The following is a 19,132-nucleotide window of genomic DNA, read 5'->3' as shown; positions in this document are numbered from 1 at the left end:
AGGACCCGCAGCGGCGTGAGCACGATGAAACGACGGCTATTTCCTCTGTTTCTTCTGGCACTCGCCGCCATACTTGGCGGCTGTAGCGAGCACCCGTCCGCGGAACTTCCGGCACTTGATGCCAAGCGCGAAGCCACCTCCGTTTCGGGCATCTCCTCCGGCGCCTACATGGCCGGCCAGTTCGAGATGGCGCACGCCAAGGACGTGGTCGGCGCGGGCATCATCGCCGGAGGACCCTATGGCTGTTCGGAAAGCCTGTTCGCGGACATCATTCCCGGCCCTGGCAGCGCGCTGCTCAATCTCACCAAGGCCATCAATGGCTGCATGCAAAGTGGGCTGCAGGCATTCGGCGTGCCGAACCCCAAGCACCTCGCTGAACGCGCCGAGCGCCTTGCCGAGCACGATCGCATCGACCCGATCGCCGACGTGAAGACGGACCGCATCTATCTGTTCTCGGGCACGAACGATACGACCGTGGTTCCGGCCATCGTCGAAGCCGCGCGCAAATTCTACGAGGACGTGGGCGTACCCAATTCGCAGGTCCTCTTCGTCTCGAACATTCCCGCCGCGCACGCCTTCGTCACCGACGTCCGCGGCCCGGAATGCGACCATGCGGGCAAGCCCTACATCGTCGACTGCGACTACGATCAGGCCGGCGCGCTGCTCGGTCAGATTTATGGCACGCTCAACAAGCCGGCCGCGAAGACGACCGGGCATTTCCAGGTCTTCGACCAAGACGCTTTTACCGAGGGGCTGTCCAACCACGGGTTGAGCGACGACGGCGTCGTCTACGTGCCCGAGGCCTGCCGGACCAACGGCGGTTGCCGCGTGCACATCGCATTCCACGGCTGCGGGCAGAACCGCACGTTCGTCGGCGATGCCTTCGCGCGCGATTCCGGCTACGCCCGCTGGGCCGACACCAACAACATCGTCGTGCTATTCCCGCAGACTGCCGCGACGCCGCTCAATCCGCAGGGCTGCTGGGACTGGTGGGGCTACACCGGGCCCGAGTATCTGACGCGCGACGCGCCGCAGATCATCGCCGTTTACCGTATGCTGGAGCGACTGGCATCGCCGCGGACCTCTTCCTGAGGCCTGTCACGGCTCCCGCGTCAACGGGGCACACCGAACACCGGGCCGGGTGAATTGGCGGCGGGGCGGGGGTCGCATACCTTGCTCTCAAGCAAACGGCCGTGCGCGGCGCAAGAATGCTTACGGGGGAGACGTGCCGATGGCGGAACTGCTCACACTCGGCTGGACCGGCGCCGTTCGGCCGCCGAGCCGGCGACGCCGGGACGTCGCGGTCACGCTTGCAGCCGCTGTGCTCGTAACCGCACAGGCCCTGGGCGGCATCCTCGAGCAAGCACGCGTCGACAACGAGCCGGCGCAATCAACGTCCTCCGGCAATCGCGACGGCTCGATCGCCCTCGGTCGCGAGACGGTTATCGCGGCCTTTTCGGGTGCGCCTTACAATTACCCGAGCGCGGCGCGCGTCGTGAACCCGGGAGCGCAGGCCGCCACCGATTTCACCCTGGACCCCGTCAACTGGTACACGGACCCGTTCAAGAGCCCCATCTACTACGGCGCGCGCGTCGCCCAGTGGTTCGCCGGCGGCAAGACCGGCGCCGGCGTCGACTTCATCCATTCGAAGGCGATCGCGCCGCTCGACGCGGAGACGAACTTCTCCGGCACGCTCGACGGACAGCCGCTGCCGCCGCGCGCACGCATCCGCGATATCGCCTCGAAGTTCGAGTTCTCGCACGGGCACAATATGCTGCTGCTCAATGGCCTGTTGCGCCTGCCGAGCATCGGTCCGCGTGTAAGCCCCTACGTTGGCGTTGGCGGCGGCGTGCTGCTGCCGCACACCGAGTTTCAGCTCGCCAACAACAGCCGTCCGCGCACCTACGAATACAATTACGCCGGCCCCGCTGGCCAAGCGCTGCTCGGGGTAGAGATCCGTCTCGCCAAGCTGTCGTTCTTCGTCGAGTACAAGTTCACCTACGCCGACTACGAAGCGCCCTTGAGCGAGGTCGAAGGCAGCTGGCTGCCCCTCGATATCATTCGGCAGGTGAAGCGCTGGTTCGCCGGCGAGCCGCCGCCAGGCGGTCACATCGAGACGAAGGTGGTGAGCCATCAGGTGGTCAGCGGCCTCGCGGTGCGGCTCGCGCCGGGGCGCTGACGGACTTCAGCCGCGGCACATCGTGGTGCAGCCGGGAGCGGGGGCGAGATACACCGGCCGCGCGTCCTGCGGCTGAATATCCCCGATGGTCTCCGTGATGATGCCGCTCTTGGCGTCCCACAGATCGCGGCCCGTCTGCCAGTAGCCGTCGTTGTTCTCAATGACCTGCTTCAGGTGCTTTAGCCAATCAGGCGAGAGGCCCGACGGGGCATAAAACCGGTTGAGGAAGCCGTCGACCGTGTAGGCGCCCGGCGCCGCGGTGAGCACCGCGTCGACGCCGCCCTTGAGCTGGTAGCGCCAGGAGCGATGGAAGAACCAGAGGCTGCTCATCGCCGCGCGGCGCCGGTCGCTCGCCAGGAACACGGGGATGCAGGCCGACGCGCAGGTCGACCCCGGCTCCACCACGGTCGTGAGGGTGATGGTCTTCTTGATGTTGGTCAGGACGCCGATGGCCTCGGCCATGTAGTCGGTGCGGCCGCCGCAGGAGTGCAGGGAAAGCTCCACCGATTTGGCGCGACCTTTGTGCGCCTCGAAGGCGGCATCGATCTTCGCCGCCATCTTCTCGTTCACCGTACCGACCCAGCTCAGCAGCAGCTTGTCGTCCTTGCTGAACTTGACCGGGCGCAACGTGCCGGTCGCGCACGGATCAGCGGCCATGGCGCCCACTAAGGGCCATGCCAACAGGAGGACGAGGACAAGAGGTAACCCCCACGCACGGTACATGGCGATGTCATCGGCCATACCCGTGGCGAAATCGCGGTCGTGCGGCACCAATTACAGAAATGGTGAATTTCAGCCGGGTCAGAAGCGGCGCAGCAGACGCTCGTAATAGTCGAGCTCCTGCATCGGACGCGATGGCTGCGCCAGGCGCTTGCGCAGCTCCTCGAGGATCTCGCGTGCGCGTTGCATATCGATCTCGTCCGGCACCTTCACCGAGTTGCCGGCATCCGGGCCCTGGAAGCGTTGCGGACGGCCCAGCGGATCGCGCGGCTGGTCGCCGTTCTGGCCGTAGCGCGAGTTGCCTTCCTTGCTCATGCCCTCGGCCATCTTCTGCGCGCCCTGGCGCATCTGGTCGAGCGCCTCGGACTGGTCGCCCAGCGCGTTGTCGGTGTCGCCCTGCTCCAGCGACTTCTGCGCGCTCTCCATGGCGTCGCGCGCCTTGTTGAGCTCGTCCTTGCCGGCGCCGAGCTCGTCCAGCTCGCGACGCAGCTTCTCGAGCTCCTCCTTCAAGGCCTGCTGCTGCTGGCTGAGGCTGCCCTTGCCCTGCTGACCCTGTTGACCTTGCTGGCCCTGTTGGCCCTGTTGACCCTTCTGGCCTTTCTGGCCGGACTGTCCTTGCCCTTGCTGGCCGGGCATGCCCTGGCCCATCTGGCTCTGGCTCTGCTGCTGGCCGTTCTCGCCCGGCACACTGCCCCCCGGCGTCCGCTGCTGCTTGCGGTTCTCGCGATAGGTGTCGTCCATCAGCCGCTGCTGCTGGCCGACAAGGCCGCCGAGCTCGTCGAGCTTCTTCTGCATCTTCTGGCTGCGCTCGGCCTGCTGCTTCGACATCTGCCCCGACTGCAGCCGCTCCAATAGATCGCGCAGCTGGCTCAGCATCTGCTGTGCCTGATCGCGCGAGCCGGCCTTGGTCATGTCCTCCAGATTTTTCATCATCTGGTCGAGGTCTTGCTGGCTCAGCTGCTGGTTCTGCTGGTCGAGCCCCTCGGGCGGTGTCTGGTCCTGCGCATTCTTGGTCAGCTGCTCGACGTACTTCGACAGCGCCTCGCGCAGGTTCTGCATGAGCTGGTCGATCTCGGAATCGGGCGCGTTCTTCTCCAGCGCCTCGGCGAGCTTATCCTGCGCGTCCTTGAGCGCTTTCTCCGCGTCGGAGAGATCGCCATCCTCGATGCGCAGCGCCAGCTCCCACATGCCGTCGACGATATTCTTCAGGCCCTCGCGGGAGGTGTCGCGGTCCAGCCCGCGGATGGCACTGCGCATGCCGAGATAGATCGAGGTCGAATCGATGAAGCCTTCCGGCTCGATGGTCAGCGCCTCCATCGCTCGCTTGACGAGCGGCACGGTGCGCGGGTCATCCATGAGCTTGGCGCGCTGCTCGACGACGGCGCGCGCCAGCGGCTTGTCGAACTGCCGCTGCGGCAGGACGAGCTTCATCGGTTTGGAGCGGCCGATGTTGCCGGCAACGTCCTTGGCCTCGAGCGTGAGGATGACGGGCTTGCCGGCGTAGGGGTGCGGGCCGAAATCGATGTAGGTCTGCGCCTCCTTCTGCGAGGGGCGCGGCAGGCGCAGGGTGATCTCCGGCGGCTTCTCGTATGGCGGACGTGGACCTTTGAGCGCCTCGGGCTGCGCCCACGCCTTCTTCGGATCGACGGGTTTGTCGGCGCTGCGGTCGCGCTTCACGTCGGCGTTGGCCGAGACCACGCCGTAGTCGTCCTCGGCGGTGTACAGAAGCTTCATCGAGCCGCGGCGCGTGCGCTCCGGCGGCTTGGTCATCGAGATAACGGGCGGCTTGTCGGGTTTCACGTAAAACTGCCAGCGCGCCAGCTCGTTGCCGCCTGAGAGAACGCGGATCTCCGCCGAGTTGCGCATCTCGTAGCGGATCTCGGCGATATCGCTGTTGGGGGCCGACGATTTGCCTGCGTCGGGCTTCTTCGCCTCGACGTGGGTGCGTTCCGCCGAGCCCTCGGCGAACACCTCGAGCGAGGGAACTCCGAGCCCCTTGCCGCTCGTGCGCACGATCAGCACGCTGCGCTCGGGCACCTCGACGAGCTTCGGCTGCGCCTCGGCGGCTGCTACCCCGCGCGCGCCGTCGGCCAGCATCACCGGCGGCTTGCCCGTATACGATGGCGGCGTCACCCAAGCATCGAGGCGTGCCTCGGCCAGGGCGATCGCGGAGTTGAAGCGGAAGGCGGAGCGCAAACGGTCGGACACGCTGTCGCCGACGAGGGCGAGCAAGGCGACGACGCCCAGGACCATGAGCCCGCGCAGCGCGATCGGATCTTGCCGGTCGGCACGCGGATGCGGCGGCCCGACGCGCAGCCGGGCGAGCGCGGCGGCAAGGCGGGCGCGGTGCGCCTGCCAGATAGCGGCGGTGCGCGGGTCATCGGCGTTGGCGGTAACGGTGTCCTCGTAGGACGAGGCAGGACGGTGCGGCACGCCCGAGACGCGCTCGATGCGGCGGACCGCTTCGTCGTGGCTGGGGAAAGGCGTGCGCACGGCGTGCAATAGCGCCGCCACGCCGCCGATCGCGAACAGGGCGAGCACGATGTAATGGGCAAGGTCGGGCAGCATCGGCCAAAGGCCGGCCAGCGACACCAGGAGGAAAAGGCCGACGAGGCCCAGGATCAGCCAGACGCGCGGCCACAGGCGCTCGAAAAACAGCGCCCAACGGCTCGCGCGCACCTTGCGCGCGAATTTCGCGTCGAGAGGAGTGGGGGCGGCCTTCGGCTCCGTCATGGCGGAACGATAGCCGGAACATTACGGCGGGCCTAGCGGCGCGCCGTCGCCCCTGCATTAAACTTTGGTCATCCTGCCGGGAAACACTGCTACTTCCTCCGGCCGGAAGGCGCCCTTGGGCGATAAGCTTTTCGCGGCCGAAACGCGGGGCGCACCGCGGCGGCGCGATCTAGTCCCGCTTGCGGAAGACGAAGACTTTCAGCGCATCGTCCTTCGTCACGGCGCAGCCCACGTCGTCGGCAAACGCGCGCAGATCGGCCATCGCATGCGGGTGGATGTCGTTGCCAACCATCCCGGGCGGGAAAACGTCGCCGATCTGGTCAAACCTAAGCTTGTGCGTCGCGCCCGGCGGGAGCCCGATGATCGAGTGACGGATGAGCATACGATAAGGTTGCTGGTCGTTCATTGCACAGCCTCGCAAAGGCTGAACTGGGGACTGGCGCAGCTAGCTTGCCCACGTTTGCCCAGGCGCCACAAGGGGTTCCGGCATCAAGACGGGCTATTCACTTCAGCCAAGCAGGCAGCCTGTCGAGGGCGATAAGCTCCTCGGTGCCGAAGCGCGGACGGACGACGGCATAGTCGGCACCGTTGACCAGCACCTCCGGCACCAGCGGCCGCGTGTTGTAGCTCGACGACATGACTGCCCCATAAGCGCCGGCGGTCATCACCGCGATGAGATCGCCCGCTGCGAGCGGCGGCAGCTTGCGGTCGAGCGCCAGATAGTCGCCCGTCTCGCACACCGGTCCGACGATGTCCTGCACGATCGCCGGCATCGCCCGCTTCGCCTCGTCGACCGGCCAGATCTCGTGTTGGGCCTCGTACAGCGTCGGCCGGATCAGATCGTTCATCGCCGCGTCGACGACGGTGAACGTCTTGTCGACGCCCTCCTTGCCGTAGATGACGCGAGTGACGAGCACGCCAGCGTTGCCGACGATGACGCGCCCTGGCTCCATGACCAGCTTCAAACCAAGGTCGCCGAGCTCCTCGCGCACGACCTGCGCGTAATCCATCGGCGGGGGCGCCACCTCGCCATCCGACATGTACGGAACGCCCAAGCCGCCACCGATGTCGAGATGCTCAAGCTTGTGCCCGTCGGCAATCAGCTCCTCGGCAAGCGCCCGCATCAGCCGGAAGGCGTTGCGGAACGGCTCCAGGTCGGTGATCTGGCTGCCGATGTGCATGTGGACGCCGGACACGGCGATGCCCGGCAGCTTGCCGGCCGCAGCGTAGAGCTGGCGTGCCTGGCCGTAGGGAATACCGAACTTGTTCTCCGCCTTGCCGGTGGAGATCTTGGCGTGCGTTTTGGCGTCGACGTCCGGGTTGACGCGCAGGGCGATGCGCGCCGTCTTGCCGAGGCCAGCGGCAACCTCGCTCAGCGCGCGCAGCTCCGGCTCGCTCTCGACGTTGAAGCCGAGGATGCCCTGCTCGAGCGCGTAGGCCATCTCCGCGCGCGTTTTGCCGACACCGGCAAAAATGATGCGCGAGGCAGGCACGCCCGCGGCGAGCGAGCGGCGCAGCTCGCCTTCCGACACGACGTCCATGCCGGCGCCGAGCTTGCCGAGCGTCCTCAAGACGGCCTGGTTCGAGTTCGCCTTGACGGCAAAGCAAATGAGCGCGTCCTGGTCGGCAAAGGCTTCAGTCAGCACGCGGTAGTGCCGGGCGAGTGTCGCCGTCGAATAGCAATAGAAGGGCGTGCCCACCTCGGCGGCTAGGCGCGCGAGCGAGACTTCCTCGGCGTGCAGCACGCCGTCCTTGTAATGGAAGTGGTGCATGGCGGGCTTCTTAGCCCTAGATTCGGATTAGCGCAGCAGCGGATCGAGTATGAATCCGTCGTGCGGTTTGGGCGGGGCGGCCGATTCGGGCTGGGTGCCCGAGGCCTCGGCCGACTTGGCGGTGCCGGTTGCCGTGGCTGAGGGCGGGGGATCGAGCGAGCCGCGGACGCCGCAGCCGCCGAACCCAAGGCACAGTCCGGCCGCCAGCAAGGCGCCAGCCATCGCCTTTGGTGTCAACGATACGCGCATGTCCCCGTAGTCCCACGCTGAAAAACAGCAGCATAAGCAAGGCACCCCACCCTCAAGGCGGAACTGGGGCGCCCAGCCACATTCGCTAAATCTAGCCCCTGGGAGAGGTCTTTTCCAACCGCTTCCGCCAGGCGGCAGCCATTTTGGCCACGTTCTGTGGCGCGGTTCCCCCATGGCTGACCCGGCTCGCCACCGAGTTTTCCGGGCTCAGAACCGAGAAAACATCGGCGCTTATGCGCGGCTCGACCGCCTGCATGGCCGCCAGCGACAACTTATCCAGAGGTAGTTTTTCCGCTTCCGCCGCCGCCACAATCCGCCCGGTCACGTGGTGGGCGTCGCGGAACGGCATTTTCAGCACCCGCACCAGCCAGTCGGCGAGGTCGGTGGCGGTGGAGTAGCCGCTTCCCGCCGCGGCCAGCATCGTGTCGGCCTGCGGCTGCATGTCGTCGACCATGCCGGCCGTCGCGGCGACGGCGAGGCCGAGGCTATCGAGGGCGTCGAAGGCGACCTCCTTGTCCTCCTGCATGTCCTTTGAGTAGGCGAGCGGCAGCCCCTTCATGACGATGAGCAGGCTCTGGAAGGCGCCGGCAATGCGCCCGACCTTGGCGCGCGTCAGCTCGGCGGCGTCCGGGTTGCGCTTCTGCGGCATGATCGAGGAGCCGGTGGTGAACTTGTCGCTGAGCTTGATGAAGCCAAACTGCGGCGTCGACCACAGCACGACCTCCTCCGCAAACCGCGACAAATGCACGGCGCAGATGGAAGCCGCGGCGAGCGTCTCGAGCACGAAGTCGCGGTCGGAGACACCGTCGAGCGAGTTATCGGTGGGCTTGTCGAATCCCAGAGCCTTGGCGGTCGCCTGCCGGTCGATGGGGAACGAGGTGCCGGCGAGCGCGGCGGAGCCGAGCGGGCATTCGTTGAGCCGCGCGCGTGCATCCGCAAGCCGGCCGCGGTCGCGACCGAGCATTTCCACGTAAGCCAGCAGATGATGGCCGAAGGTGACGGGCTGCGCCGGCTGCAGATGCGTGAAGCCCGGCATGATGGTACCGGCGTGCGCCTCCGCCTTGCGGACGAACGCAAACTGCAGCACCGCAAGTGCCTCGTCGAGCGCGTCGAGGCGGTCGCGGATATAGAGCTTGAAGTCGGTCGCCACCTGGTCGTTGCGCGAGCGCGCCGTGTGGAGGCGTCCGGCCGGCGTGCCGATCACTTCCTTCAGGCGGCTCTCGACGTTCATGTGCACGTCTTCGAGCGCGCGCGAGAACTGCAGCTTCCCGCCTTCGATTTCGGCGGCGACGTCATCCAGGCCCTTGATGATCGCCTTGGCGTCGGCAGCATCGATGATGCCGGCGTCGGCCAACATGGCGGCATGCGCCTTGGAGGCGCGGATGTCCTGGGGGGCGAGCCGCTTGTCGAAGCCGATGGAGGCGTTTATCTCCTCCATGATCTCTGCGGGTGAAGCCGAGAAACGGCCGCCCCACATGCGGTTAGCAGGCTTGTCCGTCACGGCTTGGTTGCTCCGTCAGGGGTCCGGTCGAAAACGCGTTGGGCGAAAGAAGGCATATGAACCAGCAGCCTCCGCTACCGAAGCGCAACCGCTCGCTGGTGTACGTATGGGTCGCCGCACTCGCAGCAGTGGCGGCGTTTGCGGGGGTATACGTCACGATGGGCGGTCCTGACAATCAAGCGCCGCCGGTCGATCGGTCCGCCTCCCCATCGTCAGAGGTTAAGACCGGGGCGCATCCGCTCGCCACCGGGGCGGTGACCACCTTCGTGTTCAAGCCGCAACCCGAGGCCCTCCCGGACATCCGCTTTCTGAACGGGAATGGCGCCGAGATGAGCCTCGCCAGCTTCAAGGGCAAGGTGGTGCTGCTCAACGTATGGGCTACCTGGTGCGCGCCCTGCCGCGAAGAAATGCCCGATCTCGACAAGCTGCAGGCCGCGCTCGGCTCCGACAAGTTCCAGGTGGTGGCGCTGGCGGTCGACAAGTCCGGCATCGACGGCGCCAGGAAGTTTCTCGCCGACATCAAGACCGAAAAGCTCGAGCCCTTCGCCGATCCGACGGCCAAGGAAGGACTGCGCCTCAAGGTGATCGGCATGCCGACGACCATCCTCATCGACGCGCAGGGGCGCGAGATCGGCCGGCTGATCGGGCCGGCCAAATGGGACAGCCCGGAAGCCAAGAGGCTGATCGAAGCCCAGCTCTAGAAGACGAAGCGCGAGGCGAGCGCGACGGCCGCCACGGCGAGTGCGCCGAAAAACAGCACCTCGTTGCGCCGCGCGGCGATCTCCGCCCGCTCGACCTGCGTCAGAAGCGTGCCGAGCTCGGCCAGGCGGCGATCGATCTGGGCGAACGACTTGTAGGTGAGCCCGGCGAAGGTGCCGCGGTCGCCCTCGATGACATCGAGGCGACCTTTCACGTCCTTACAGGTGCGCTGCAGGTCGGTGATCTTGTAGTCGCGGGAATTCTCGAGGCTGACCTCGAAGGCCTGGAAGCGCCGGTTGCGGTTCGCCTCCTCCGCCATTTCGGCGACGGCCGCCTTCGACTTTTCCAGCTCACGCTCGAGCCGTGCGATGGTTGCATTGAGGCGGTCGAACTGGACGGCGGCTTCGGCGACGAAGCCCTCGCGCCCGACCCACTTGCCCCCAGCCTTGTTCCCAACGGCCTTGGGCCCGGGGACGGCAATCACTCTATCGCCCTGCAACACAACGCAACTCCGTCTTACGCGACCCGACGCCCGAATTTCCCTGAGTATGGCCAATGGGATTTAACGGCACGTATCCAATTGACGCGAAGGGCGAAAGAAGGCGTTTGCATTGACAGCATTTTCCACGCGCGCGACAACCCGGGCCGCCAACCGAGAAAAGTCAGCCGAGGGGCCCGATGTCAGCCAACGTCAATACCGCCGAGTTGCAGAGCGCGATCGAGGCGATCTGGGAGGAGCGGCAAGGCATCTCGGCGGGCACCACCGGAGTCGTGCGCGACTCCGTCGAGACGGCACTCGATCTGTTGGACAAGGGCCTGGTGCGCGTCGCCAAAAAGGGGCCCGAGGGCTGGACCGTCAACCAGTGGCTCAAGAAGGCCGTGCTGCTGTCGTTCCGCCTGAACGACATGGTCGCGATTTCCGGTGCCCCGGGCGGCGCCTCGTGGTGGGACAAGGTCCCCTCCAAGTTCGCTGGCATGACGCCCGACGATTTCCGCCGCGCCGGCTTCCGCGCCGTGCCCGGATGTATCGTGCGCCGCTCGGCCTACATCGCGCCGGGCGTCGTGCTGCTGCCGTCGTTCGTCAATCTCGGCGCCTACGTCGATGAAGGCACCATGGTCGATACGTGGGCGACGGTCGGCTCGTGCGCGCAGATCGGCAAGAACTGTCACATCTCCGGCGGCGCCGGCATCGGCGGCGTGCTCGAACCGCTGCAGGCCGGCCCCGTGATCATCGAGGACAACTGCTTCATCGGCGCCCGCGCCGAAGTCGCCGAAGGCGTCGTCGTCGGCGAGGGCTCCGTGCTGTCGATGGGCGTCTATCTCGGCGCCTCGACGACGATCATCAACCGCGCCACGGGCGAGAAGTTCTTCGGCAAGGTGCCGCCGTTCTCGGTGGTTGTGTCGGGCTCGATGCAGGGCAAGCCGCTGCCCGACGGGTCGCCCGGCCCGCATCTTTATTGCGCCGTCATCGTCAAGCAGGTCGACGCCAAGACGCGCTCAAAGACCTCGATCAACGAACTGCTCCGCGACTAGGGTCCCGAGGCGGTCCCCGTTCCCGTCAGCCCCGCGAAGGCGGGGACCCAGCCATGTCTCCGCGAATGCTTCAGTGCCGGCCACATGCTAGACTTGAGCCGATCTCGGATGAGCGGAGCGGTTGCGCCGTTGCCTGCGGACATGGAGCGCGGCGCATTTCGACCTTCGCAGCGTGTCTATGTGTTCTGGGTTCCCGCCTCCGCGGGAATGACGGTTCAGGCGCGTAACACGCGGAGATACATGAACTCCTACCGCAATCTCGCCAGTCAGAAGATCGCCGACACGCTGACGACGCTGGCGCAGCGCATCAACGAGCGGTTCCCGGGCTCGGGGCTTTTGCAGGTCTGCCGCGAGCTCATCGTCATGGCCGAGCAGACGTCGGAGCGGGCGGACAAGATCGCCCGCCCCAACGTCCCGCTGATCGCCGGCGTGTGGTTGCTGCTGCTCCTCGCCGCCGGCACCGTCGTCTGGCTGCTCGGCAAGGCGATGCAGCTCGAGGCGTCGACGGAGCTGACCAACGTCATGCAGGGCGTCGATGCCGGCGTGAGCCTGCTCATCGTGCTGGGCGGTGCCGCCTTCTACCTGTCGAGCCTCGAAAGCCGCTGGCGCCGCCGCGCCGTCCTCAAGGCGCTGCACGAGTTCCGCTCGATCGCCCACGTCATCGACATGCACCAGCTCACCAAGGACCCGAGCGCGCTCGGCGGACCGCGCACGAGCTCGTCGCCCGACCGCGAGATGACGCGCTTCGAGCTGGTGCGCTACCTCAGCTACTGTTCGGAGATGCTGTCTCTCGCCAGCAAGTCGGCCGCCGTTTACGCCGAGAAGATCGGCGACCCTGCCGTGGTCGATGCCGTCGGCGACATCGAACGGCTGACCACCAACCTCAGCCAGAAGATCTGGCAGAAGATCACGCTGGTAGAGACCGAGATCGACGACGTGCGCGGCGCCAGGGCAGTGTCGGCCGGTGAGTCAGCGCTCAGGCATATGTCGGAAGGATAGGAGCGGATGGGCGCGCCGTTCTCATTGCTGTTCAGCTTCACCGGCCGCATCAATCGCGCCAAGTGGTGGCTGGGACTCGTGGTCCTCGGCATTGCCAACATCGCCGGCGGCCTGCTCATCAACCCGGATTTCTTTTTGGCGGACGAGCCGCCGCCTCCCTCGTTGCCCGACACGCTCTGGCAGGTCGCTTTGCTGATCCCCATGTCGGCCATCACGGTAAAGCGCTTCAACGACACCGACCGACCGGCATGGCTCGGCTACCTGTTCGCACCCTTGGGCGCGGTCCTTTACCTGGGACCGCACCTCAAGGATTGGGTGGGCCCGATGGATGCCACCAAGCTCTTACCTTTGCTCATGGTGCTGTTCGTCTATTTCGTGTTTGCCCTGATCGACAACGGCTTCGTTCGCGGCACCGACGGTCCGAACCGCTATGGTCCCGATCCGCTGGCTCGGAGCACGCCCCCCACATGACCGACATCATCAAGCTCTTGACCACTTTCGACGGCCGCATCGGCAGAAGTCATTGGTGGATCGGCTTCGTCATCACTATGGTCGGCACCCTGGCGGGCATGGCCCTGTTCAATCCCGCCGTGTTCACCGCGGAGGGACCGCCGCCGGCCTCCTGGCCCGATACGATCTGGCAGCTTGTCTGGCTCATACCCGCCACGGCGATCACCGTGAAACGCTTCAACGACCGCGACTGGCCCTGGTGGCTCGGCTATGCGCTCGGCGCTTTCGGCGCCTTCGTGACTGCCGCGCCGCACTTCGCGTTTCAGATCGATCCCGACGCGGAAATCGCGGGGGTAACAGTCTTCTGGCTGTTCCTAGTGACGTTCGTCGCCGCCTTTATCGACAACGGCTTCATTCGCGGCACTCACGGTCCGAACCGCTACGGTCCCGATCCCCTCGCAGAAGGCCAGACGCCCGCATGACCTCAGCACCCGACCCCGTGGCCCTCGCGCAAGCACTGATCCGCTGCGAAAGCGTCACGCCCGTGGAGGGCGGCGCTCTGACGATGCTCGAAGGCGTGCTCGTGCCGGCCGGATTCGATTGCCACCGCATGACTTTTTCCGAGCCGGGCTTCGCCGACGTCGAGAACCTCTATGCCCGACTGGGCAACACCGGTCCCAACCTCTGCTTCGCCGGCCATACGGACGTCGTCCCGCCCGGCAACCTCGAAGCCTGGACGACGCCGCCGTTCGCCGCCCAGATCCGCGACGGCGTGCTGTACGGCCGCGGCGCCGTCGATATGAAAGGCGAGATCGCCTGCTTCATCGCCGCGGCGCAGCGCTTCCTCGCCCGCGGAGGCGGTGCATTCCCTGGGTCGATCTCGCTGCTCATCACCGGCGACGAGGAAGGCGACAGCGTCAACGGCACCGTAAAGGTGCTCGACTGGCTCAAGGCGCGCGGCGAGGTACTGCACGCCTGCGTCGTCGGCGAACCGTCCAGCCGCCACACGGTCGGCGACGAGATCAAGATCGGACGGCGCGGCTCGCTCAACGGCGAGCTCATCGTCGAGGGCAAGCAGGGCCACGCCGCGTACCCGCACACCGCCGACAACCCGGTGCCGAAGCTCGCCCGCATCATCGACCGGCTGTCGCACGTGAAGTTAGACAACGGCACGGCGCATTTCGAGCCGTCGCACCTGGTGTTCACGGTGATCTCGGTGCCGAATACGGCGAGCAACGTCATCCCCGGGCAGGCGCGCGCCCGTTTCAACGTTCGCTACAACGACGCCCACGACCGGCCGCGCCTCGAGGCGCACCTGCGCGAAGCCTGCGACGCGGCAGCGGCCGAGCTCGGCGCGCGCTACACCCTCACCTACTCCGGCACCGGCGACGTGTTCGTCACCGAGCCCGGCCCGCTCGTGGAGACCATGCAGGCCGCGGTGCAAGAGGTGACGGGAAAAACTCCCAAGCTTTCGACGACGGGCGGCACGTCGGATGCGCGCTTCATCAAGGACCACTGCCCGGTGATCGAGCTCGGCCTTCTCAACGAAACGATCCACCAGGTGGACGAGCGCGTGCCGGTGTCCGACTTGGAGACGCTGACGCGGATCTACGACCGCTTCCTCGCGCTGTATTTCGCACGCGCCTGAACGCCGCTACCTTCGGTCAGTTGTCGTGGCGCGTGCGCGCGCCATAGAGTTGTGCGATTCTTGCATGCGATTCTTGCAAAGGAATTGCGCCGTGTCGGACGCACTCTTCGATCTCGAAATCTTCACCCGCCGTGGCATCCCGCTGCGCGCCTTCGCCGCCGGCGAGCGCATCTTTCTGGAGGACGACGCCGGTGACGCCATGTACGTCGTCCGCAGCGGCGCCGTCGACGTCATCAGTTTCGGCAACGTGTTGGACCGGATCGGCGCCGGCGGCGTGTTCGGCGAGATGGCGCTGATCGACGATGCGCCACGTGCCGCCGCCGCGCTCGCCAGCGAGCCGACCGAGGTCGTGGTGATCGACAAGCCGACGTTCCTCGCGCTGATCGCCGAGGAGCCGGAGTTTGCCTTACAGATCATGAAGCTGATGGCCGAGCGCGTGCGCCGCAAGCCGCCGAGCGCCGCCGGGAACTAGGGTGCGGCGCGACGCGAGTGGCCACGCCGGCGCACCTGTTCCTCTTTCGAGAAATTGACCGCCAGCCCGTGCGCGAGAATGCCGATGCCCCACCCGAGCAGCGGCCAGTAGAACCACAGCTTGTCGGGCGTGAAGATGAGATTGACGGCGATCAGGATGAGGTTGACCAGCACGTAAGCGGAGAAATGGAAGAAGAAACCGGTGTCGCCGAGCACCGTCCCGCCGACAGACTGCCTGGTCGCGTCATAGCCTTTGGAAAGATAGGACAGCATCAGCGTGTTCCTTCTCGGACGTGCGGCGGGAGCATCCTAGCACGCCCCGCGGCGCAGCTGCTTGCGATACAAGCGTCACGTTTAACCAGCTGTTCCCGCGGGCATATCCTTTATTCCGGACGCGCCTCGACGCTCTCGGCATCGAGCGAGTAGCCGGCATCGGCAAGCCCGGTGAAGGCGGTCTCCGTCTTGAGCGTGCCGGTGACCCAGACTGGGTCGAACTGCCCTGTGATCTGGAAGCCATTATCCGACTTCACGTAGACGATCTGGTTGGCTGGCGGTGGCGGCACGTGGATGCAGGCGCCGACGAACGGTACCAGCAGAAACTCCTTGATGGTCGTCGCCTCGAAGTCGAGCGGCACGACATAGCCGCCCAGCTTCACCCGCTTGCCGTTGAGGTCGGCGACGACGCGAGGCGGCTGATCGCTCCCCGGTTGGCGGCGCTTGATCGACATGAACTTGCCCTCTTGATACGTCGAGGGTGGAGGCGGTCCGCCGTCGTGCCCGGCCATCGTCGTCGGCGCCGCGCCGGAGAAGAACGTCTTCGGCTTCGGCTTTGCCTCGAGCGGCGGCATGAGCTGCGCCCACTTGAGGTCGATGGGCGGATCAGCAGCCTGCGCTCCCGGTGAGATCACCAGCGCGAACGCAAGGGCAAGTGACGCCTTGTGCATCTTCGTCTCCTTCATGTGCGCACCGTCATGCCGTCGGCGAGCGAAAGTCGATAGGCGCGTGCCGCCGGCAGCAGGCCAGCCAGAAAACCGGCGAGGACGATGGTCGCGAGCATCAGCCATTCGCGCTGCGTCGGCGCGTCGATGTCGAGGTTGAGCCCGTAGGTGGCATCGACCCACGGCCGCAGTAGCATCAGCGCCGCATAGAGCAAAGCGACGCCGAGCGCGACGCCGGCGAGAGTGAGAAGACCCGCCTCCGTAGCCAGTAGTCCGAGGATGGTCGTAGGCCGTGCGCCGACCGAACGGAGGATCGCCATCTCGCGGCGGCGCTCGTTCAACGTCGTGAGGATCATGGTCACCATGCCAAGCAGCGCCGTAGCGACGACCATGGCGGAGACCACCGACAGCGCCGTCTCTGCCGTGCCGACCAGCCCCCACAGCTCCTGCAACGCCGCACCCGGCATGATCGCCGACAGCGGCTCCTGCGCGTACTCGTTGATGGCGCGCTGTAGCTTGAAGGTGGCGAGCTTCGATTTCAGGCCCACCAGTGCGGCGGTGATGGCCTTCGGCTTCAGGTCCATCTGGCGCACCTGATCCGCCGAAATCTCTTCGCCCGGCACCGGCATGCCGCTCTGCCAGTCGACGTGGATGGCCTCGATGGCTCCGAGGCTCACCAGTACGGTGCGGTCGACCGGCGTGCCCGTCTTGGCGAGGATCCCCGCCACGCGGAACGGCTTGTCTGCGTGCTCGACGAAGGCTACGGACCCGAGCCCGTGGGCGACGACGATCAGGTCGCCGACTTTGTAACCGAGTGCTTTCGCCACGTCGGCACCGATCACCGCGTCGAACAAGTCGCCGAACGGCGCACCAGCGGCGAACGCCAACTTCTGGCCGTGGCGGTACTTGTAACGCTCGAAGAATTCCGGCGTCGTGCCCATCACCCGGAACCCGTGGTGGCTGTCGCCCAGCGACAGTGGCACGATCCACGCAACCTCCGGCCGCTTGGCGATGTCGTCGTAGCTCCGCCAGGTGACGTTGTTCGTCGCGTTGCCGATGCGGAACACCGAATAGAGCAGGAGTTGGATAGAACCCGAGCGCGCGCCGACGATCAGGTCGGTGCCGGAGATGGTATCGGCGAAGCTCTGCCGCGCGCCGGTGCGCACCCTTTCTACGCCGAGGAGCAGCATCACCGAGAAGGCGATGGCGAGCACCGTCAGCGATGCGGTGAGCGCGCGGTTGCCGAGCGACTGCAGGGCAAGGCGCGGAACGATGTGGCGCGGAACGCTCATGCGGCCACGCTCCTTTCGGCGCGGGCGATCTCGTCCAGCCGGACGACGCGGTCGAAGCGGGCGCCCAACTGCTCCTCGTGGCTCACCATGATGACGCAAGCGCCCGCGGCTTCGGCCTCGGCAAACAGGAGATCGAGGAAGGCGAGCTGCCGGTCCCGGTCGAGCGCCGAGGTGGGCTCGTCGGCGACGATTAGCTCGGGGCCGCCGATCAGCGCTCGTGCGGCGGCGACGCGCTGCTGCTGGCCGACGCTGAGGTCGGCCGCCGAGTGATGGGCCAGCTCCGCCACGTCGAGCCCGAGGCTTTTCAGCAACCGCTTCGCCTCGTCCTCCGCCGGACCCTTGCGCACCGCACGCGCCGCACGCTGCCGCGCGAAGCTCAGGGGCAGCATGACGTTGTCAAGGATCGAGCCGTACGGCAGCAGGTTGAACATCTGAAAGATGATGCCGAAGTGCTCGGCCCGGAAGTGATCGCGCACGGCGTTGGACAATTTCGTCAGATCGGTGCCCAGCACCTCGAGCTCCCCCGCCGACGGCGCGACGATGCCGCACAGGAGGCTGAGGAACGTCGACTTGCCCGTCCCCGACGGACCGAGCAGCAGCACCCGCTGGCGCGCCGGCAGCACAAAGCTGTCGATCGTCAGCGAGAACGGCCGGGCGCCGGGCCAGCGGAAGTGGACGCCCGACATGCGGACTACGTCCGCGTTGACGGGGTCGGGAGTGGGGCGCTGCATCACATGACCCCGGCCAGATCGAGCGTGGGCCGGTCGCGGCTGACCTCGTAGCTGCTCTGGCCCTTGGCGCCGACCACATTGACGGTCAGCTCCTTCGCGCCAGCGAAGAGCTTGAAGTAGTTGAAGGTGATGGTCGTCAGCTCGGCGGGGCTGGTGCAGTCGAGGGCATAGGTCGCGTGGAAATGGCTGTGACCGCCCTCGGCCTTATCGCCGTGGTCGTGACCGTCGTGATCGTCGCCACCTTTGGCGTCCTTGTCATGATCGTGGTCATCGTGATCTTGGTCGCCATGCGCCTCGGTCTCGATGAGAACCTTGGTTTCGGCCGCAGAGCATCCCGCTGCCGCCGGCAACGCGAAGACGTCGAGCGGCTTTTCCAACAGTCCCTTTGCCTTGTCGACCGCCGCCTTCTGCTCGGGCGTGGAGGCGGCGTGCTCGAATCCCACGACGTCCATGCCGGCGACCTCAAGCTCCAGCGCCACGCGCTTGTCCTCGATGGCGATGTTGAGCGTTCCGTGCCCGTGCACGTGGGCGCCGAGCTCCCGGTGCTGATCCTCGGCGAATGCCGGCGACAGGAGGAGGGCGAACGAAGAGACGGCGAGAGCAGATATCAGCGGCGAGCGCATGACATGATCCTCAGATGTGTCGCTCGCACAGGCTGCGAGCCTCTGGCGCGAGCGGAAGATGCAATGTTCAGGGGTGGCTAGTGCTCGCGCCGCTTGAACAGCACACGCGATGCTTGGCGCAGCGCTCAGGCGGCAGGCGGCGCACGCGCCTGAAAGGATAGGGCGACAGGAGCGGCCAGGCTAGGCGTTGAAGCCAGGGGAAGCGGCGGCTCGAAGCGCCGTACATCGATGACGGCGACCGGCGCCTCCGGGAGCACCCCGTTTGCCGCCGCCAGCGAGCAGCACAGCGGACAATCATGCCGATGGTCGTGGGGCTTGACGGGCGCATCGCATTGGGCGGTGCGGACGATGGCGCGGCAGGCGATCGCGGCATCGGCGACCCGCACCGCGTGACCATGCGCGTGCGGATGCACGTGCGCCTGGGCGACGAACAGGGCAGCCTGCATCGCCACCGCGAGCAGGGCTACCAGTCCAGGTGTCGATCGCCGCCGAAGGAAGCGCATTGTGTCTCCAGGGGTTCTGGCACGATACGCTCAAAACTAGGGCGAGCGAAAGACGCCCCGGCAGGCCTCGACGCCGCCCCCCTACCCATCG

The 19,132-nt window shown here is 66.4% G+C and carries 22 protein-coding genes; 9 read left to right on the top strand and 13 right to left on the bottom strand.

The features are described 5' to 3' along the window. Positions 1-24: 24 nt before the first annotated feature. Both GIW81_RS12725 and GIW81_RS12720 read left to right on the top strand, forming a co-directional pair. On the top strand, positions 25-1,092 hold the full coding sequence (locus GIW81_RS12725) for an extracellular catalytic domain type 2 short-chain-length polyhydroxyalkanoate depolymerase (protein WP_154740749.1): 1,068 nt from the start codon (positions 25-27) through the stop codon (positions 1,090-1,092). A 139-nt stretch (positions 1,093-1,231) separates the two neighbouring features. Then, positions 1,232-2,179, top strand: coding sequence for a hypothetical protein (locus GIW81_RS12720; protein ID WP_154739762.1), 948 nt, complete (start codon positions 1,232-1,234; stop codon positions 2,177-2,179). 6 nt (positions 2,180-2,185) lie between these two features. On the opposite strand, the gene GIW81_RS12715 is transcribed toward GIW81_RS12720, so the two are convergent. The 6 genes from GIW81_RS12715 to argH all read right to left on the bottom strand — a co-directional run bounded on the left by GIW81_RS12715 (position 2,186) and on the right by argH (position 9,154). Then, positions 2,186-2,836, bottom strand: a complete 651-nt coding sequence (locus GIW81_RS12715; RefSeq protein ID WP_154739760.1) for a hypothetical protein — start codon at positions 2,834-2,836, stop codon at positions 2,186-2,188. Positions 2,837-2,980: 144 nt separating this feature from the next. Continuing rightward, positions 2,981-5,632, bottom strand: coding sequence for a TIGR02302 family protein (locus GIW81_RS12710; protein WP_154739759.1), 2,652 nt, complete (start codon positions 5,630-5,632; stop codon positions 2,981-2,983). 169 nt (positions 5,633-5,801) lie between these two features. Beyond that, positions 5,802-6,038 (bottom strand): hypothetical protein, encoded by a 237-nt coding sequence (locus GIW81_RS12705; protein WP_154739758.1) that lies wholly within the window; start codon positions 6,036-6,038, stop codon positions 5,802-5,804. Between the two features lie 97 nt (positions 6,039-6,135). Then, a complete protein-coding gene (gene lysA / locus GIW81_RS12700; RefSeq protein WP_154739756.1) occupies positions 6,136-7,404 on the bottom strand; it encodes a diaminopimelate decarboxylase in 1,269 nt (422 codons plus the stop codon). A gap of 27 nt (positions 7,405-7,431) precedes the next feature. Beyond that, positions 7,432-7,653 carry a lipoprotein gene (locus GIW81_RS12695; protein ID WP_154739755.1) on the bottom strand — a complete coding sequence of 74 codons (222 nt, stop codon included), beginning with the start codon at positions 7,651-7,653 and terminating at the stop codon, positions 7,432-7,434. A gap of 91 nt (positions 7,654-7,744) precedes the next feature. Continuing rightward, positions 7,745-9,154 (bottom strand): argininosuccinate lyase, encoded by a 1,410-nt coding sequence (argH, locus tag GIW81_RS12690; protein ID WP_324615028.1) that lies wholly within the window; start codon positions 9,152-9,154, stop codon positions 7,745-7,747. A gap of 56 nt (positions 9,155-9,210) precedes the next feature. Here argH and GIW81_RS12685 point away from each other — a divergent pair, with 56 nt between their 5' ends. After that, entirely contained in the window at positions 9,211-9,855 is a 645-nt protein-coding gene (locus tag GIW81_RS12685; protein ID WP_154739754.1) for a TlpA family protein disulfide reductase, read from the top strand. On the opposite strand, the gene GIW81_RS12680 is transcribed toward GIW81_RS12685, so the two are convergent. Next, positions 9,852-10,352: a hypothetical protein gene (locus GIW81_RS12680; protein WP_154739753.1), complete on the bottom strand. Its 501-nt coding sequence runs from the start codon at positions 10,350-10,352 to the stop codon at positions 9,852-9,854. The two genes, GIW81_RS12685 and GIW81_RS12680, sit on opposite strands and share 4 nt — an antisense overlap. A gap of 179 nt (positions 10,353-10,531) precedes the next feature. Between GIW81_RS12680 and dapD the strand changes: the two genes are divergently transcribed. The 6 genes from dapD (at position 10,532) to GIW81_RS12650 (ending at position 14,955) form a co-directional block, all read left to right on the top strand. After that, positions 10,532-11,386 carry a 2,3,4,5-tetrahydropyridine-2,6-dicarboxylate N-succinyltransferase gene (gene dapD / locus GIW81_RS12675; protein WP_154739752.1) on the top strand — a complete coding sequence of 285 codons (855 nt, stop codon included), beginning with the start codon at positions 10,532-10,534 and terminating at the stop codon, positions 11,384-11,386. Positions 11,387-11,626: 240 nt separating this feature from the next. Further along, positions 11,627-12,385, top strand: coding sequence for a hypothetical protein (locus GIW81_RS12670; protein ID WP_154739751.1), 759 nt, complete (start codon positions 11,627-11,629; stop codon positions 12,383-12,385). Between the two features lie 6 nt (positions 12,386-12,391). Then, positions 12,392-12,856 (top strand): DUF805 domain-containing protein, encoded by a 465-nt coding sequence (locus tag GIW81_RS12665; RefSeq protein ID WP_154739750.1) that lies wholly within the window; start codon positions 12,392-12,394, stop codon positions 12,854-12,856. Further along, the gene (locus GIW81_RS12660) at positions 12,853-13,317 is read left to right on the top strand and encodes a DUF805 domain-containing protein (RefSeq protein WP_154739749.1); all 465 of its coding nucleotides are present in this window, start codon (positions 12,853-12,855) and stop codon (positions 13,315-13,317) included. Before GIW81_RS12665 ends, GIW81_RS12660 begins: the two co-directional genes overlap by 4 nt. Next, on the top strand, positions 13,314-14,483 hold the full coding sequence (dapE, locus tag GIW81_RS12655; protein ID WP_154739748.1) for a succinyl-diaminopimelate desuccinylase: 1,170 nt from the start codon (positions 13,314-13,316) through the stop codon (positions 14,481-14,483). Before GIW81_RS12660 ends, dapE begins: the two co-directional genes overlap by 4 nt. Before the next feature lie 91 nt (positions 14,484-14,574). Continuing rightward, on the top strand, positions 14,575-14,955 hold the full coding sequence (locus GIW81_RS12650) for a Crp/Fnr family transcriptional regulator (protein ID WP_324615027.1): 381 nt from the start codon (positions 14,575-14,577) through the stop codon (positions 14,953-14,955). On the opposite strand, the gene GIW81_RS12645 is transcribed toward GIW81_RS12650, so the two are convergent. The 6 genes from GIW81_RS12645 to GIW81_RS12620 form a co-directional block, all read right to left on the bottom strand. Next, positions 14,952-15,227: a 2TM domain-containing protein gene (locus GIW81_RS12645; protein ID WP_154739746.1), complete on the bottom strand. Its 276-nt coding sequence runs from the start codon at positions 15,225-15,227 to the stop codon at positions 14,952-14,954. The genes GIW81_RS12650 and GIW81_RS12645 overlap by 4 nt on opposite strands. Positions 15,228-15,337: 110 nt before the next feature. Continuing rightward, the gene (locus GIW81_RS12640) at positions 15,338-15,913 is read right to left on the bottom strand and encodes a DUF3299 domain-containing protein (protein ID WP_154739745.1); all 576 of its coding nucleotides are present in this window, start codon (positions 15,911-15,913) and stop codon (positions 15,338-15,340) included. Continuing rightward, positions 15,910-17,184 carry an ABC transporter permease gene (locus tag GIW81_RS12635; RefSeq protein WP_154739744.1) on the bottom strand — a complete coding sequence of 425 codons (1,275 nt, stop codon included), beginning with the start codon at positions 17,182-17,184 and terminating at the stop codon, positions 15,910-15,912. Before GIW81_RS12635 ends, GIW81_RS12640 begins: the two co-directional genes overlap by 4 nt. Then, entirely contained in the window at positions 17,181-17,915 is a 735-nt protein-coding gene (locus GIW81_RS12630; protein WP_154739743.1) for an ABC transporter ATP-binding protein, read from the bottom strand. Before GIW81_RS12630 ends, GIW81_RS12635 begins: the two co-directional genes overlap by 4 nt. Continuing rightward, a complete protein-coding gene (locus GIW81_RS12625) occupies positions 17,915-18,538 on the bottom strand; it encodes a DUF2796 domain-containing protein (RefSeq protein ID WP_229309289.1) in 624 nt (207 codons plus the stop codon). Before GIW81_RS12625 ends, GIW81_RS12630 begins: the two co-directional genes overlap by 1 nt. Positions 18,539-18,663: 125 nt before the next feature. Further along, the gene (locus GIW81_RS12620; RefSeq protein ID WP_154739742.1) at positions 18,664-19,041 is read right to left on the bottom strand and encodes a hypothetical protein; all 378 of its coding nucleotides are present in this window, start codon (positions 19,039-19,041) and stop codon (positions 18,664-18,666) included. Positions 19,042-19,132 lie beyond the last annotated feature (91 nt).

It is taken from the genome of Hyphomicrobium album (assembly GCF_009708035.1).
Taxonomy (GTDB): domain Bacteria; phylum Pseudomonadota; class Alphaproteobacteria; order Rhizobiales; family Hyphomicrobiaceae; genus Hyphomicrobium_A; species Hyphomicrobium_A album.
Note: the sequence above shows the minus strand (reverse complement) of the source record. Positions and strands in the feature narration are given on the sequence as shown.

Coding starts and splice junctions, on each gene's coding strand:
- GIW81_RS12620 (WP_154739742.1), bottom strand. CDS start 19,041: ATGCGCTTCCTTCGGCGGCGATCGACACCTGGACTGGTAGCCCTGCTC.
- GIW81_RS12715 (WP_154739760.1), bottom strand. CDS start 2,836: ATGGCCGCTGATCCGTGCGCGACCGGCACGTTGCGCCCGGTCAAGTTC.
- GIW81_RS12645 (WP_154739746.1), bottom strand. CDS start 15,227: ATGCTGTCCTATCTTTCCAAAGGCTATGACGCGACCAGGCAGTCTGTC.
- GIW81_RS12695 (WP_154739755.1), bottom strand. CDS start 7,653: ATGCGCGTATCGTTGACACCAAAGGCGATGGCTGGCGCCTTGCTGGCG.
- GIW81_RS12710 (WP_154739759.1), bottom strand. CDS start 5,632: ATGACGGAGCCGAAGGCCGCCCCCACTCCTCTCGACGCGAAATTCGCG.
- GIW81_RS12635 (WP_154739744.1), bottom strand. CDS start 17,184: ATGAGCGTTCCGCGCCACATCGTTCCGCGCCTTGCCCTGCAGTCGCTC.
- GIW81_RS12625 (WP_229309289.1), bottom strand. CDS start 18,538: ATGCGCTCGCCGCTGATATCTGCTCTCGCCGTCTCTTCGTTCGCCCTC.
- GIW81_RS12630 (WP_154739743.1), bottom strand. CDS start 17,915: ATGCAGCGCCCCACTCCCGACCCCGTCAACGCGGACGTAGTCCGCATG.
- GIW81_RS12640 (WP_154739745.1), bottom strand. CDS start 15,913: ATGAAGGAGACGAAGATGCACAAGGCGTCACTTGCCCTTGCGTTCGCG.
- GIW81_RS12685 (WP_154739754.1), top strand. CDS start 9,211: ATGAACCAGCAGCCTCCGCTACCGAAGCGCAACCGCTCGCTGGTGTAC.
- lysA (WP_154739756.1), bottom strand. CDS start 7,404: ATGCACCACTTCCATTACAAGGACGGCGTGCTGCACGCCGAGGAAGTC.
- GIW81_RS12660 (WP_154739749.1), top strand. CDS start 12,853: ATGACCGACATCATCAAGCTCTTGACCACTTTCGACGGCCGCATCGGC.
- dapD (WP_154739752.1), top strand. CDS start 10,532: ATGTCAGCCAACGTCAATACCGCCGAGTTGCAGAGCGCGATCGAGGCG.
- dapE (WP_154739748.1), top strand. CDS start 13,314: ATGACCTCAGCACCCGACCCCGTGGCCCTCGCGCAAGCACTGATCCGC.
- GIW81_RS12665 (WP_154739750.1), top strand. CDS start 12,392: ATGGGCGCGCCGTTCTCATTGCTGTTCAGCTTCACCGGCCGCATCAAT.
- GIW81_RS12705 (WP_154739758.1), bottom strand. CDS start 6,038: ATGAACGACCAGCAACCTTATCGTATGCTCATCCGTCACTCGATCATC.
- GIW81_RS12725 (WP_154740749.1), top strand. CDS start 25: ATGAAACGACGGCTATTTCCTCTGTTTCTTCTGGCACTCGCCGCCATA.
- GIW81_RS12670 (WP_154739751.1), top strand. CDS start 11,627: ATGAACTCCTACCGCAATCTCGCCAGTCAGAAGATCGCCGACACGCTG.
- GIW81_RS12720 (WP_154739762.1), top strand. CDS start 1,232: ATGGCGGAACTGCTCACACTCGGCTGGACCGGCGCCGTTCGGCCGCCG.